We start from the raw sequence: 14,072 nt of genomic DNA, 5'->3' as shown, positions 1-14,072 counted from the left end.
TCCAAAATCTGCTACGCTCCTCGTATGGCACGACCCAGGCAATTCGACGAGGAGCGCGCGGTGGACGCGGCGATGCGCGCGTTCTGGGAGGCCGGCTACGAAGGCACCTCCACGCAGGACCTGTGCGCCGCGACGGGGCTGGGCCGCAGCAGCATCTACAACACCTTCGCCAGCAAGCACGATCTGTACCAGCGGGCACTGCGGCGGTACATGGCGAGCAAGAACTCCGACACCTTCGCGCTGCTCGAGCGATCGGGGACGGCGAAGGACAAGGTGCGATCGCTGCTGTGGCGAATCGTCGACGCCCCGGCGGACGACCCGCTGGGCTGCCTGGTGGTGAACGCGACCGTCGAACTCGGCCGGCGCGATCCGGAGGTGACCGAGCTGCTGCGTGCCGACCTGGAGCGGCGGATGGCCGCCCTCACCGCCATGATCGAGGCCGGGCAGCGCGCCGGCGAGATCGACAATGCCCGGAGCGCAACCCATCTCGCGCATTTCGTGGTCGCGACGATCGGGGGCATGCGGGTGTCGGCGCGGGGTGGTGCGGACCGGGAGACGCTGGAGGCCATCGCGAACGTCGCACTGAGTTGTCTGTGATGCCGTGTTGTCTGTGATGCTGCGCTGTAGGTGATGCCGCGGTAGGTCCGGCGGGCCGAAATCCGATACGAGCCGGGTACTTTCGCGTGCCCTTGTTTTGAACTGAACGATCCAAAAAGAAGGGAGGCCGGGCGCTATGCCGTTGGCCGTCTACATCCTGGGACTGTCCATCTTCGCCCAGGGCACATCGGAGCTGATGCTCGCGGGCCTGCTCACCGAAATGTCGAGTGACCTCGGGGTTTCGGTGCCGCAGGCCGGACTGCTGATCTCCGCCTTCGCGCTGGGCATGCTGGTGGGCGCGCCCGTCCTGGCTGTCGCGACCCAGCGGTGGTCACGGCGCAACGCGCTGCTCGCATTTCTCGCGGTGTTCCTCGCTGCGCATGTCGTGGGCGCGCTGACCTCCGACTACTGGGTGCTGTTCGGCACGCGGGCCGTGGCGGCGTTCGTCTACGCCGGGTTCTGGTCGGTGGCCGCCGCGACGGCCGTCGGCCTGGTGCCGGCCAACGCGCGCGGCAAGGCGATGAGCGTCGTCGCCGGTGGTCTCACAGTGGCCACCATCGCCGGACTGCCCGCGGGCACCTTCATCGGTCAGCATCTGGGCTGGCGCGCGGCGTTCTGGGCGGTCGCGGTGCTGACGGCGCTGGCCATGGTGGGCGTGCTCACCAAGGTGCCCGACGCTCGCCGCACCGACGCGCCGCGCCTCCGGGAAGAGCTGCGCGCCTTGGCTTCCGCGCGGGTGTGGCTGCTCTACGGCACCACCATGCTGGCGACCTCGGCCCTGCTGGTGACCTTCAGCTATCTCGGCGCCATGCTGACCGAGACGACGGGTCTGGCCGACGGCTGGGTGCCGGTCGTATTGGCGGTCTACGGCCTCGGCGGCGTGATCGGCATCGTCATCGGCGGCCGCACGGCCGATACGCATCCGTCGCGGACGCTGGTGGTCGGCGTCACCGGCCTCACCCTGACCTCGGTGCTGCTGGCCCTCACCGCGCACTTCGTCGTGCCGGTCGTGGTGCTGGTATTCCTGTTTGGCGCCTTTGGTTTCGGCGTCAATCCGGTACTGAACAGCCGGGTGTTCACGCTGGCTCCGGCCGCGTCGACGCTGGGTGCCGCCGGCAACGTCTCGTCGTTCAATGTCGGCATCACCGCCGGCCCCTGGCTCGGCGGGCTGGCCATCGGGGCGGGCACGGGCTACCCGGCGGTGGCGTGGATCGGCGCGGCGCTGGGCGTGACGGCGCTGGGCGTCGTCGGGTGGTCCAACGTCCTGAGCCGCAATGCCCTGAGTCGCAACGAAGTTGCCCGCCCGGACACGGAACTGGAACGCGAACCGGCCGCGGTCGAAGCCTGACCCCTGGAAATCGTTCCCTTGCCTAGGCCGCCACCGGCTCCGGGTCGTCGGCGAACTGGGTGCGGTACAGCTCGCTGTAGCGGCCACCGGCGGCGAGCAGGGCGGTGTGGGTGCCGCGCTCGACGATGCGGCCGTCCTCGAGGACCAGGATCTGGTCGGCATTGCGGACGGTGGACAGGCGGTGGGCGATCACCAGCGCCGTCTTACCGTCCAGCGCCTCCGTCAGCGCCTCCTGGACGGCCGCCTCCGAGGTCGAGTCCAGGGCGGCGGTGGCCTCGTCCAGGATCACCACGCGTGGCTGCTTGAGCAGCAGGCGCGCGATCGTCAGCCGCTGGCGCTCGCCGCCCGAGAGCCGGTAGCCGCGCTCGCCGACCACCGTGTCCAGGCCGTCGGGCAGGGTGGCCACCAGATCGTGGAGCCGGGCCCGGCGCAGCGCGTCCCACAGCTCGCTCTCGTCCGCCTCCGGGCGCGCGAGCAGCAGATTGGCGCGGATGGTGTCGTGGAACAGGTGGCCGTCCTGGGTGACCAGGCCCACCGTGTCGTGCACGGAGCGGGCGGTCAGCCCGCGCACGTCGCTGCCGTTCAGCCGAACCGCCCCGGAGTCGACGTCGTAGAGCCGCGAAACCAGCTGGGCGATGGTGGATTTCCCGGCGCCCGACGAGCCGACCAGCGCGATCGTCTGCCCCGGCTCGGCGCGCAGCGAAATCCCGTGCAGCACCTCGACTCCGCCGCGGCCGTCGAGTGTGGCGACATCCTCCAGCGAGGCCAGCGACACCTTCTCCGCCGACGGATAACCGAAGTGCACATCCTCGAACTCCACCGAAACCGGACCCGCCGGAACCGGTTTCGCGCCGGGAGCGTCCTCGATCAAGGGTTTCAGGTCCAGTACCTCGAAGACCCGCTCGAAACTCACCAGCGCCGACATGATGTCGACGCGGGCGCTGGCCAGCGCGGTGAGCGGCGTGTACAGCCGGGTCAGCAGCAGCGACAGCGCCACCACGGAACCGGCGTCGAGCTGTCCGCGCAGGGCGTACCAGCCGCCGAGCCCGTACACCAGCGCCACGGCCAGCGCCGACACCAGCGTCAGCGCGGTGACGAAGACGGTCTGCAGCATGGCGGTGCGGACGCCGATGTCGCGCACCCGGCCCGCCCGCGTCGCGAACTCGGCCGATTCCTGGTGCGGGCGGCCGAACAGCTTCACCAACGTGGCGCCCGGGGCGGAGAACCGCTCGGTCATCTGGGTGCTCATCGCGGCGTTGAGCTGTGCGGCCTCGCGCTGGATGGCGGCGACCCGCACGCCCATGCGCCGGGCGGGAATCATGAACAGCGGCAACAGGACCAGCGCCAGCAGGGTGATCTGCCAGGACAGCCGCACCATGACCGCCAGCGTGAGCAGCAGCGTCACCACATTGGTGACGACGCCCGACAGTGTGGTGCTGAAGGCGCGCTGGGCGCCGATCACGTCGTTGTTCAGGCGGCTGACCAGCGCGCCCGTGCGAGTGCGGGTGAAGAAGGCGATGGGCAGCCGCTGCACGTGGTCGAACACCGCCGTGCGCAGGTCCAGGATCAGGCCCTCGCCGATGCGGGCGGACAGCCACCGGATCACGATGCCGAGCGTCGCCTCGAACACCGCGACCACGCCGATCACCGCCGCCAGCAACACCACCGACCCCGGCGCGGACTGCCCGACGATCTTGTCGACCACCCGCCCGGCGAGCACCGGATTGGCCACCGACAGCACCGCCGACACCACGCTGAAGACCAGGAACCCGACCAGCAGCGGCCGGTGCGGCCGCGCGAAACGCAGAATCCGCCGAGCCGTGGCGCGACTGAGCGCACGCCGTTCCTGCGGCGCGTGCGCCTGCCGATAGAGCTGCCCCCACGCCTCCGACTCGATACTCATCCACCCACTCCTTCCGCTCCGGCCATTCAACCCGAGAGCACCGACACTAAGACCTCAACATTGGTTGAGAGCAACCCTTCCCGCCCTCCCGATGGTTCGCGCACAGCGAACGGCGGTACGGCGCGGAACCCGCGCGCCGGCCGCGAGACCCCTACCAGAGCGTGGGCAGTGACCTGCGACGGATGCGCACAGTACGAGCGTGAGCAGCCGGACGCGATGGGCGCGCGGACAGTGAGCGCGGGTAGTGAAATGTGCCGAGGGTGCGCGCAGTAATCTCCGCGGGTAGGGGGATGTGCTGGGTGCGCACGACCAGGAGCGCGGTTGGTGGAACGTGGCGGGGCGGGCTTTGCTCTACCAGGTGACGGGTAGGGACCGGGGGCCGCGGACCAGTAGGCCGGATTTCCACGCGACCTCGTCGCTCGGGACGGCCAGGCGCAGGGTCGGAAAGTGTTGTAGCAGAGCGCCGATCGCGAGCTGCAACTCCAGTCGCGCGAGCTGCGCGCCGAGGCAGTGGTGTGGGCCGTATCCGAAGGCGACGTGTGGGTTGTGTGCGCGGGTGAGGTCCAGTTCGTCGGCGTGGTCGAATACGGTCTCGTCGCGATTGGCGGTCGGGGTGTTGACGAACACCGCCTCGCCCGCGCGCACGGTCACCCCGCCGAGCCGGACGTCCTCGGTGGCGATCCGGGGCGAGGAGCCACCGGCGCCCAGTTGCACGAAGCGCAGCAGTTCTTCGACGGCGCCGGGCAGCAGATCCGGCCGCACCTGCAGCAACTCCCAGTACCGCCGCTCGGTGAGCAGCAGGTAGACGAAGTTGGCGATCTGGTTCGCGGTCGTCTCGTGACCGGCGATCAACAGTGTGATGCCCAGATTGACCAACTCCTTCTCACTGAGCCGATCGTCGTTGTCGCGGGCGGCGACCAGTGCGCCGAGCAGATCGTCGGTCGGATGCGCGCGACGCTGCCCGATCAGTTCGGCGAGATACTCCTCGAATCCGATGCGCCCGGCGGTGATCTGCTCACGGGTGTACGCGGTGGTCGACAGCATCATGTCGGAGAAGTCCCGGAACCGGTGCTGGTCGCGCGGCGGCACGCCGAGCATCTCGCAGATCACCGTGACCGGTAGCGGCAACGCGAAGTGCTGAACCAGATCGGCCGGTGCGCCGGACCGTTCCAGTGCCGCCAGCCGTTCCGTCACGATTTCCCGTGTGCGCGGCCGCAATTGCTCGACCCGGCGGCCGGTGAACGCCTTGGCGACCAGTTTGCGCAGCCGGGTGTGTTCGGGCGGATCCATGCTGAGCAGCGAATCCGAGCGCGCGGGCACCGGCGTGGTACGCGGGACGTCCTCGCGGTCCGCGGCGGCGGCGCGGCTGAACCGCCGGTCGGCGAGCACCAGCCTGGCGTCCTCGTAGCGGGTGACCAGCCAGCCCTCGCCGCCGTAGGGCAGCCGGATGCGCGCGACCGGTTCCTCCCGCTGGAGTTTCGTCATCAGCGGATTCATGTCGAGACGGACGGGCTCACCGAACGGGTAGCGGCGGACCTCGGTAGGCACCGTCATGCGTTCTCCCTTCCCCGACGCCGGTGGCACGCCCACCGATGTAAGCACACGCTTACTTACCCAAGGTAAGGGAACTGCCACGCCGAGTCAACGGCCCGATCCCCTTACGCGGGTGGGAAATTCGTGTCCACTCCGGGCAGCAGCGCGTGCGCGGCGCGCAGCACATGCCGGGCGATATCGGCCGGATCGGCGCCGGCCAGCGGCTCGCGGCGGTGCACCGACCGCATCAGCCCGATGCCGAGCAGCCAGGCCAGCAGCAGGTCGGCGCGCAGCGCGCCGTCGGGTTCGTCGGTGAGTTCGGCCAGCGCGCGGATGTACTCCTCGCCCAGTTCCCGGCGGATGGCCGTGGCGCCTTCGTCGTGGCCGCCGGAGCGCAGCGCCGCCTGCAGCCAGTAGCCCTGCGTCGTCGTGTCGGCCGGGGCCAGCGAACGCGCCAGCAACCGGGCCAGCAGGCCTTCGGCCGGACCGTCCGCCAGTACCCGCCGCCCGCGGTCGGCGATCGCGGCACGGAACAGATCGTCCTTGGCGCCGAAGTAGCGGAACAGCAGGGCCTGGTTCACCCCGGCGCGCGCCGCGATGTCCCGCACCGTGGCGCGCTCGTACCCGCGTTCGGCGAACAACTCCTGGGCGGCCGTCAGAATGGCTGCCCGGGTGGCGGCCGCGTCCCGTTTCCTGCCGCTCGCCGCCGTCTCGCTCGACATCGATCCTCCGCTCTTCCGCTCCGGTCTGTCGCCCGAGGCCGGAACAGCAGCGTAGGCCACGGGGGACCGGGCAAAACGGGCTCGCGCCGTGGACCGGCCCCACCCCGCCGGTAATAGTGTGGCGATATGACCGACTCGTGGGTGCAGGCGCTGCGCGACCGGATCGGCGGCGAGGTCGACGATTCCGAACGCCGCCGCGCGGAGTATTCCTCCGACGCCTCGAACTACCGCGTGCGCCCTGCGGCCGTGGTGTACCCCCGCGGCGACGAGGACGTGGCGGCGGCGCTGGAGTTCGCCCGGGCCGAGGGCCTGCCGGTCACCGCCCGCGGCGCGGGCACCTCGGTGGCGGGCAACGCCATCGGCGCCGGGCTGGTCCTGGACTTCAGCCGGCACATGCATGCCGTTCTCGAGGTCGACGTCGAGAACCGCTGGGCGAGAGTGCAACCGGGCGTGATCCTGGCGGCACTGCAGCGACGCGGCGCGGCGCACGGCCTGCGTTTCGGCCCCGACCCGTCCACGCAGAACCGCTGCACGCTGGGCGGGATGATCGGCAACAACGCCTGCGGCCCGCGCGCGGTCGCCTGGGGCCGGACCTCGGACACCGTGCGCGCGGTGCGGGTTCTCGACGGTACCGGCGCCGAGCGGACCCTGGGCGACGGCCTGGCGGCAGTGCCCGGCCTGGCCGAATTCGCCCGTGCCCGGCTCGCCCTGATCCGCACCGAATTCGGCAGGTTCGAGCGGCAGGCATCCGGCTACGGGCTGGAACATCTACTGCCGGAACGGAATCCGTCGGCAGCACGGGCATTCGTCGGCACCGAGGGCACTTGCGGTCTGCTGCTGGAGGCCACCGTCGCACTGGTGCCGGTGCCGCGTTCGACCGTGCTCGTCGTGCTCGGCTACCCCGACATGCCCACGGCCGCAGACGATGTCGGCACGGTGATGGCGGGCGCGCCCATCGCCGTCGAGGGCATCGACGCGCGGCTGGTCGATGTGGTGCGTGCCCACCACGGCCACGTCCCCGCGCTACCGACCGGCGGCGGCTGGCTGTTCGTCGAATTCGCCGGTGACACCGCCGGCGAGGCGCGCGACCGGGCCACGGCGCTGTGCGCGGCAGCGAACGCGCTGGACAGCCGGATCGTCACCGATCCGCAGGAGGCGGCGCGACTGTGGCGCATCCGGGCCGACGGCGCGGGGCTGGCCGGACGCACCCCGGACGGCCATCCGGCGTGGCCCGGCTGGGAGGACGCCGCGGTCCCGCCCGAGCGACTCGGCGCCTACCTGCGCGACTTCGCGGAATTGCAACGCGCGCACGGCGTCGACGGCCTGCTGTACGGACATCTGGGCGACGGCTGTGTCCACGTGCGCCTGGACCTGCCGATCGCCGATGCGCCGCAACGGTTCCGGGCCTTCCTCGAGGACGCCGCCGACCAGGTGGTGCGCTTCGGCGGCTCGCTGTCGGGTGAGCACGGTGACGGCCGCGCCCGCTCGGAACTGCTGGCGCGCATGTACTCCCCCGCCGCACTGACCGCGTTCGCCGACTTCAAGGCACTGTTCGACCCGGACGGCATGCTCAATCCCGGCGTGCTGGTGCGGCCCGAGCCGATCGACGCGGACCTGCGCTTGGCGGGCGTGCCGCCGGTTCCGCCGCGCAACGGGTTCGCCTTCACCGCCGACGGCGAGCTGGGCGCCGCCGTCCACCGCTGCGTCGGAATCGGCAAGTGCCGCGCGGACACTCGCGCCACGGGCGGCTTCATGTGCCCGTCGTACCTGGCGACCGCCGACGAGAAGGACAGCACCCGCGGGCGGGCGCGGGTGCTCCAGGAGGTCGTGCGTGGTGCGCTGGACTGGCGGTCCGCGGCGGTCGAAGAGTCGCTCGAGCTGTGCCTGTCGTGCAAGGCCTGCGGTTCCGACTGTCCGGCCGGGGTCGACATGGCCACCTACAAATCCGAGGTGCTGTACCGTCGCTACCGCCACCGCCCGCGCCCGCTCGACCACTACGTCCTGGGTCGGCTGCCGAGCTGGCTGGCGCTGGGCACCCGCATGCCGGGCGTGTTCAACGCCGTGAGCGGCGTCGGACCGCTACGCCGTCCGGGCCTGCGCGCCGTCGGCATCGATCCGCGGCGTGCGGTGCCGCGCTTGGCGGACAGGAGTTTTCGCGCGATGTGGCGACAACGGCGTGGGAACGACGGGGCCGCCACGGAACGGCCCGGCGACCCGGACGCCGGAACCACGCGCACCACACCGGAGGTGATGCTGTGGGTCGACACCTTCACCGACGCCTTCGACCCCGACATCGCCTGGGCCGCGGTGGAACTGATCGAATCGCTGGGCCATCGGGTGCGGATACCCCGCCGCCGCGTCTGCTGCGGCCTCACCTGGATCAGCACCGGCCAGCTCGACGGCGCCCGCAAGCGGTTGCGCGCCACGCTCGACGCCCTCGAAGCGCACGTCCGCGCCGGTGGCGTGGTGGTCGGACCGGAACCGTCGTGCACCGCGGTGCTGCGCTCGGATCTGGTGGAGCTGCTGCCCGGCGACCCGCGCGCGAAACCCACCGCCGCCGCGGTTCGCACACTCGCCGAATTCCTCGAACAGCAGCCGGGCTGGCAGCCGCCCGACCGTTCCGGCCAGCGCGCACTGGTGCAGCCGCACTGCCATCAGCACGCGGTCACGGGTTTCGACGCGGACCGTCGCATACTGCGCCGAGCCGGAGTCGAGGTCACCGAAATCACGGGTTGCTGTGGACTTGCCGGAAATTTCGGCATGCAGGCGGGCCATTACGACATATCGGTCGCCGTGGCGGAGAACGGACTACTGCCCGCCCTCCGTGCCGCCGACTCCGCCACGCCGTTGCTGGCCGACGGATTCTCCTGCCGCACGCAGGCCGCCCAGCTGGCCGGCCGACCCGGCCGTCATCTCGCCCAATTCCTCACTGGGCGATGAGCTTTCGACGTGCGTGCGACGGGCCTCAGCTGCCGAACGGCAGGGTGCCCGGCGGAATCTGGTAGCCGGAGCTGCCCGCGGACACGCCACCCCAGGCGTTGAGAAGCCAATTCAGAACATTGGTGATCATTGAAACCTCCGTCGCGGCGTATGCCGACCGATTGCCTGTGTGCTCAATCGGTATCGAGATCGCCGTATGTGATAGTCCCGTTACAAGCTACTGGTCAATCGTGGTGGGGCGCTATCTCCAGTTGTGGATCTCACGAAACCTCATATGGCGCACCTCACTCTTTCTGTGACGGGCCCGGTGTGCCGCCGCGGCCGGGCCGGGGCCACAATGTCTCGGTGGCAACGGAGATCGACGGCGCGGCGCGCACGGTGACCGCGGACCGCCCGATCGACGTGGCGCACACCGTGGCGCCGCTGCGCCGCGGCTCGGGCGACCCCTGCCACCGGGTGACCTCCGACGGAGCGCACTGGCACGCGTCGCGGATGCCGACGGGGCCGGTCACCTACCGACTGGTCCAGGCCGGGCCGTGCGCGGTGGCGGCGCGCGCCTGGGGTGCGGGTGCGGCGGAGTTCCTCGATCGGCTGCCGCACATGCTGTGTCTCGACGAGGACCTCAGCGATTTCAGCCCGGAACATCCGAAGATCGCCGAGGCCCACCGCCGCTTCCCGGGTTTGCGGATGCTGCGCACCGGCCTGGTGTTCGAGGCCCTGGTGCCGGCGGTGCTCGAACAGCGGGTGCACACCGTCTCGGCCCGGGTGTCCTGGCGCAAGCTGGTGTGGGCGCACGGCGATCCGGCCCCCGGCCCCACCCCGGCGCCGATGCGGGTGGCACCGGCCGCCGAGACCTGGCGCTACCTGCCGTCGTGGACCTATCACCGCGCCAATGTCGACCCGCAGCGGGCCAGGACGATCGTGCTGGCCGCGCGGGTGGCCGACAAGCTGGAGCAGGCCGCCGCGCTGGACCATGCCGCGGCCGCGCGGCGGCTGTGCACGGTCCCCGGGATCGGCGTGTGGACCGCCGCCGAGATCGCCCAGCGTGCCTTCGGCGATCCGGACGCGTTGTCGGTAGGGGATTTCCACCTGTCCGCCATCGTCGGCTGGACCCTGCTCGGCCACGCGATCGACGACGACGCCATGATCGAATACCTGGAACCCCTACGCCCACACCGCTACCGGGCCGTCCGTCTGCTGGAGATCTCCGGCCGGGCGCGCAAGCCCAAGTTCGCCCCTCGCACCCCGGTGGTCGACATCAGCCGGATCTGACCGCCGCCTCCCCCGCCGCGCGAGCGCGAGAAAGCGCTTCCGGCACGGGAATCCGGCCGCGGAACATCTCCCCGAGCACGTTCTGAACGGCTTCCAGCGCGGCGGTGAAACCCGGGCCACCGCCGGCGGAGATGCGCGGCCCCGCCAGCACGTCGAAGAACGGCGACACGTCGATTCCCCTGGCGGCCCAGAAGTCTCGATAGATCCGCTGGTCGGCGACCACCGCCGGGACGGTGGCGCCGTCCTGCGCGAAATGGCGGTTACCCTCCGCGCTGCCCAGCCAGGTCAGCACCCGGCGCACGGCATCGGGATGGGCGCTCGCGGCATTGCCCGCGACGCCGATGGCGTTGTTCGTACTCACCCGGCCGACCGGTCCGCGCGGCAGCATCGCGATGCCCCAGTCGAACGGCGCCTGCCGGGCGATCTGCGCCAGGTTGTAGGTCCCGGACTGGAACAGCGCCAGTTTCCCTTGCAGAAAGGCGTTTTTCGCGAACTCGCTGTCGGTCTCGGTATCGGCGGCCGACGGAGCGAGGCCGTCGGCGATCAGGCGGGTCAGATAGGTGAAGGCCGCGACGCCCTGTGGGCTGTCGAATACGAAACGCTCGTCGCGCTGGAACTGCCCGCCCGCCGAACCGAGATACGGCAGCTCGATCGACTGGAAGTCGTCGGCCGCGTTGTACGCCCACGGCGCGACGGCGGCGAGGCGGCGCAGCAGCGGCCGGAACGTGTCGTCGGCCCCGGGGCCCCAGCGCACCGCGTCCAGCTCGCCGGGGTCCACGCCCGCCGCCGCGAGCAGGTCCCGGTTGTAGAAGACCGCCGTGCCGCCGTCCACGAATTGCGGTACCGCCCAGAGCTTTCCAGCCCGGGTGTACTGGGTGACCGCCGCCGGATCCCACCCGCTCGCCGCGTCCGGGCCCAGCGCCGCACCGACATCGACCAGCCGCCCCGCGTCGGCGTAGTCCTCGTACAGGTTCGTCCAGAACAGGTCGTCGGCGGTGCCACCGGCCACGTCCAATCGCAGCTTCTGCTGATAGGAAGCCCACGGCACCACCGTGATCCGCACCTCCAGATCGGGATTGGCGCGCTCGAACTCGGCCAGCGACGCCCGGTACGGCGCCACGAACTGCTCGTCCCAGACGCGTAACCGCAACACGGTGCGTCCCGAGCCGTCGTCGGTGCGCCCCAGCCACAGCGCCGCCGCGACCAGCAGCGCCATGGTCAGCGCGAGCCCGAGCAGCACCCGTGTGGAGGTCTTCATTTCAGCCCCGTCCACGCGATCGACCGCAGCACCTGACGCTGGAACACCACGAACAGCACCACGAGCGGCACGATGGACAGTGTCGTGGCGGCCAGCACCAGCGTCCATCGCGCGTCATAGCGCGTCTGCAGGTCGGCCGTCGCCACGGTCAGCACCCGCCAGGCGGGCCCGCTGCTCGCCACCAGGGGCCACATGAAGTTGTTCCACTGCGTGACGATCGTGATCAGCGTGAGCGTGGCCAGGATCGGCCGGCTCATCGGTACCACCACGTGCACCAGCAGATCCGCGGTGTTCGCGCCGTCGAGCCGGGCGGCGCCGAGCAATTCCTCGGGAATGGTCCGGAAATACTGGCGCAGCAGGAATATCGCGTAGGGCGACCCGAACACGAACGGCAACACCAACGCCCAGAACGTATTCAGCCACCCCAGCTTCGCGAACATCAGATACAGCGGAATCAGCGTGACCATCGGCGGCACCATCATGGTGCCCAGGTAGATCCAGAACAACACCTCGCGACCGCGGAATTCGGTGCGCGCGAACGCGTATGCCGCGAGTACCGAGGTGATCAGCTGACCGCCGGTGATGAACACGGTCATCAGCGCGGTCACCACCACGGCCCGGCCCAGCCCGCCCTGATCGAGCACGGTCCGGAAGTTGTCGGCGGTCACCGGATTCGGCGCCGCCAGCGGCGAGTCCGCCGCGAACTGACCAGGCGTCTTCACGGCGGTGAGCGCACTGAGCACCAAGGGCGCGACGGTCAGCAGCGCGCCCGCGCACAACGTGAGATGGACGGCACCGGTGCGTACCGCCCGCCCACGCGATCTCTCAGTACTCATAGGTGCTCTCAGTACTCATAGGTGGTCCGGTTCCGGAAGTAGCGGTGCTGCACCAGCGTGATCGTGAACATCACCGCGAAGACCACCAGCGCCATCACCGCCGCCCGCCCCGGCCGCGCCGCGCCGAACGCCTCGGTGAACATCCGCATCGCCACCACCTCGGTGCGATCGCCGGGCCCGCCGCGGGTCAGGGCGTACACGGTGTCGAAGGTCTGGAACGCCGTCAGCACGCCGGTGACCAGGACGAAGAACATGGTGGGCCGCAGCAGCGGCAGCACCAGCCAGCGGGTCCGCCGCCAGCCCGTCGCACCGTCGAGCGCCCCGGCCTCCAGCAGCTCGCGCGGAATCGCCCGGATTCCGGCGACGAAGAACAGCGCCACGTAACCGAAGTTCATCCAGATGCTCACCGCCGCAACGGAAGGCAGGGCCAGCACCGGATCGGACAGCCACTCCACCCGCCGCCCCAGCGCCGCGTTCAGCGCGCCGTCCGTCGGCGCGAACAGCCACTGCCACACCACGCCCACCGCGACCGGCGCGCACATCCACGGCAGCGCGAACACCAGCCGCAGCACCGCCCCGCCCCGCCGCCGGGCCAGCGGCGCCGCGACCGCGAAGCCGAGCACGGTCTGCAGCGGCACCACGATCGCCGTCAGTGCCAGCGTCACCAGCAGCGCGTGCCCGAACGTGCGATCCGACAGCACCGACCGCCAGTTGCGCAGCCCCGCGAACTCCATGGGGCCCAACAGGTTCCAGCTGTACAGGCTCAGCCACGCCACCACCACGATCGGCAGCAGCAGGAAGCAACCCACCCCCACCAGGCTCGGCAACAGCAGCACATAGCTCGTCACGACACGACGAACCGCCCGTCGGTTCACGGCACGCGACGCTACCCGCGGGGCCGATTCAGTCCTTGGGTCCACCGGCGACGTAGATCACCTGGCCGGAGACGAATCCCGCGCCCTCGCTGACAAGGAACGACGCGGTGTGCGCGATGTCCTCCGGGCGGCCCACCCGCTGCACCGGGATCGCCGCGGCATTGGCCCGCTGAAAGTCCTCGAAGGAGACGCCGACGCGGGCCGCGGTGGCCGCGGTCATGTCCGTGACGATGAAGCCGGGCGCGATGGCATTGGCGGTGATTCCGAACTTGCCGAGTTCGAACGCCAGCGTCTTGGTGAAGCCCTGCATACCCGCCTTGGCCGCGGAGTAGTTGGCCTGCCCGCGGTTGCCCAGCGCCGAGGTGCTGGACAGGTTCACGATCCGGCCCCACTTGGCGTCCACCATGTATTTCTGGACCGCCCGGGTCAGCAGGAAGGCGCCGCGCAGGTGCACGCCCAGCACCGTGTCCCAGTCGTCGACGCTCATCTTGAACAGCAGGTTGTCGCGCAGCACCCCGGCGTTGTTGACCACCACGGTCGGCGCGCCCAGTTCCCGCTCCAGTTGCTCGACGGCCGCCGCCACGGCCGCCTCGTCGGAGACGTCCGCCCCGAGCGCGACGGCCTGCCCGCCCGCGTCGGTGATCGTCCGCACGGTGTCGGCGCAGTTCGCGGCATCCAGGTCGAGCACGCCGACCCGCATGCCGTCCGCGGCGAGCCGGGTGGCGATCGCCGCGCCGATTCCGCGCGCGGCTCCGGAAACTACGGCCACTCGTTCGGCCATCGACATC

At 70.6% G+C, this 14,072-nt stretch carries 11 protein-coding genes; 4 read left to right on the top strand and 7 right to left on the bottom strand.

Annotated elements, in window-relative coordinates:
* Positions 1 to 24 precede the first annotated feature (24 nt).
* On the top strand, positions 25 to 597 hold the full coding sequence (locus NWFMUON74_RS34895; protein ID WP_187685929.1) for a TetR/AcrR family transcriptional regulator: 573 nt from the start codon (positions 25 to 27) through the stop codon (positions 595 to 597).
* A 136-nt stretch (positions 598 to 733) separates the two neighbouring features.
* Positions 734 to 1,945 carry a Cmx/CmrA family chloramphenicol efflux MFS transporter gene (locus NWFMUON74_RS34890; RefSeq protein ID WP_187685928.1) on the top strand — a complete coding sequence of 404 codons (1,212 nt, stop codon included), beginning with the start codon at positions 734 to 736 and terminating at the stop codon, positions 1,943 to 1,945.
* Positions 1,946 to 1,967: 22 nt separating this feature from the next.
* On the opposite strand, the gene NWFMUON74_RS34885 is transcribed toward NWFMUON74_RS34890, so the two are convergent.
* From NWFMUON74_RS34885 to NWFMUON74_RS34875, 3 genes are all read right to left on the bottom strand, one after another.
* Positions 1,968 to 3,848, bottom strand: coding sequence for an ABC transporter ATP-binding protein (locus NWFMUON74_RS34885; protein WP_187685927.1), 1,881 nt, complete (start codon positions 3,846 to 3,848; stop codon positions 1,968 to 1,970).
* 351 nt (positions 3,849 to 4,199) lie between these two features.
* Positions 4,200 to 5,402 (bottom strand): cytochrome P450, encoded by a 1,203-nt coding sequence (locus NWFMUON74_RS34880; protein ID WP_187685926.1) that lies wholly within the window; start codon positions 5,400 to 5,402, stop codon positions 4,200 to 4,202.
* Between the two features lie 104 nt (positions 5,403 to 5,506).
* Entirely contained in the window at positions 5,507 to 6,103 is a 597-nt protein-coding gene (locus tag NWFMUON74_RS34875; RefSeq protein WP_187685925.1) for a TetR/AcrR family transcriptional regulator, read from the bottom strand.
* Positions 6,104 to 6,229: 126 nt separating this feature from the next.
* Here NWFMUON74_RS34875 and NWFMUON74_RS34870 point away from each other — a divergent pair, with 126 nt between their 5' ends.
* Positions 6,230 to 9,043 carry an FAD-binding and (Fe-S)-binding domain-containing protein gene (locus NWFMUON74_RS34870; protein WP_187685924.1) on the top strand — a complete coding sequence of 938 codons (2,814 nt, stop codon included), beginning with the start codon at positions 6,230 to 6,232 and terminating at the stop codon, positions 9,041 to 9,043.
* A 345-nt stretch (positions 9,044 to 9,388) separates the two neighbouring features.
* On the top strand, positions 9,389 to 10,315 hold the full coding sequence (locus tag NWFMUON74_RS34865) for a DNA-3-methyladenine glycosylase family protein (RefSeq protein ID WP_187685923.1): 927 nt from the start codon (positions 9,389 to 9,391) through the stop codon (positions 10,313 to 10,315).
* On the opposite strand, the gene NWFMUON74_RS34860 is transcribed toward NWFMUON74_RS34865, so the two are convergent.
* From NWFMUON74_RS34860 to fabG, 4 genes are read right to left on the bottom strand one after another with little or no spacing between them, the layout of a single operon-like run.
* Positions 10,302 to 11,573, bottom strand: a complete 1,272-nt coding sequence (locus tag NWFMUON74_RS34860; RefSeq protein WP_187685922.1) for an ABC transporter substrate-binding protein — start codon at positions 11,571 to 11,573, stop codon at positions 10,302 to 10,304. The genes NWFMUON74_RS34865 and NWFMUON74_RS34860 overlap by 14 nt on opposite strands.
* Positions 11,570 to 12,409: a carbohydrate ABC transporter permease gene (locus NWFMUON74_RS34855; RefSeq protein WP_187685921.1), complete on the bottom strand. Its 840-nt coding sequence runs from the start codon at positions 12,407 to 12,409 to the stop codon at positions 11,570 to 11,572. Before NWFMUON74_RS34855 ends, NWFMUON74_RS34860 begins: the two co-directional genes overlap by 4 nt.
* 8 nt (positions 12,410 to 12,417) lie before the next feature.
* Positions 12,418 to 13,284, bottom strand: a complete 867-nt coding sequence (locus NWFMUON74_RS34850) for a carbohydrate ABC transporter permease (protein ID WP_187685920.1) — start codon at positions 13,282 to 13,284, stop codon at positions 12,418 to 12,420.
* A 28-nt stretch (positions 13,285 to 13,312) separates the two neighbouring features.
* On the bottom strand, positions 13,313 to 14,065 hold the full coding sequence (gene fabG / locus NWFMUON74_RS34845) for a 3-oxoacyl-ACP reductase FabG (protein ID WP_425343079.1): 753 nt from the start codon (positions 14,063 to 14,065) through the stop codon (positions 13,313 to 13,315).
* Positions 14,066 to 14,072 lie beyond the last annotated feature (7 nt).

It is taken from the genome of Nocardia wallacei, assembly GCF_014466955.1.
Lineage (GTDB): Bacteria > Actinomycetota > Actinomycetes > Mycobacteriales > Mycobacteriaceae > Nocardia > Nocardia wallacei.
The sequence above is the reverse complement of the archived record's forward strand: the minus strand, read 5'-3'. Positions and strand labels throughout refer to the sequence as shown.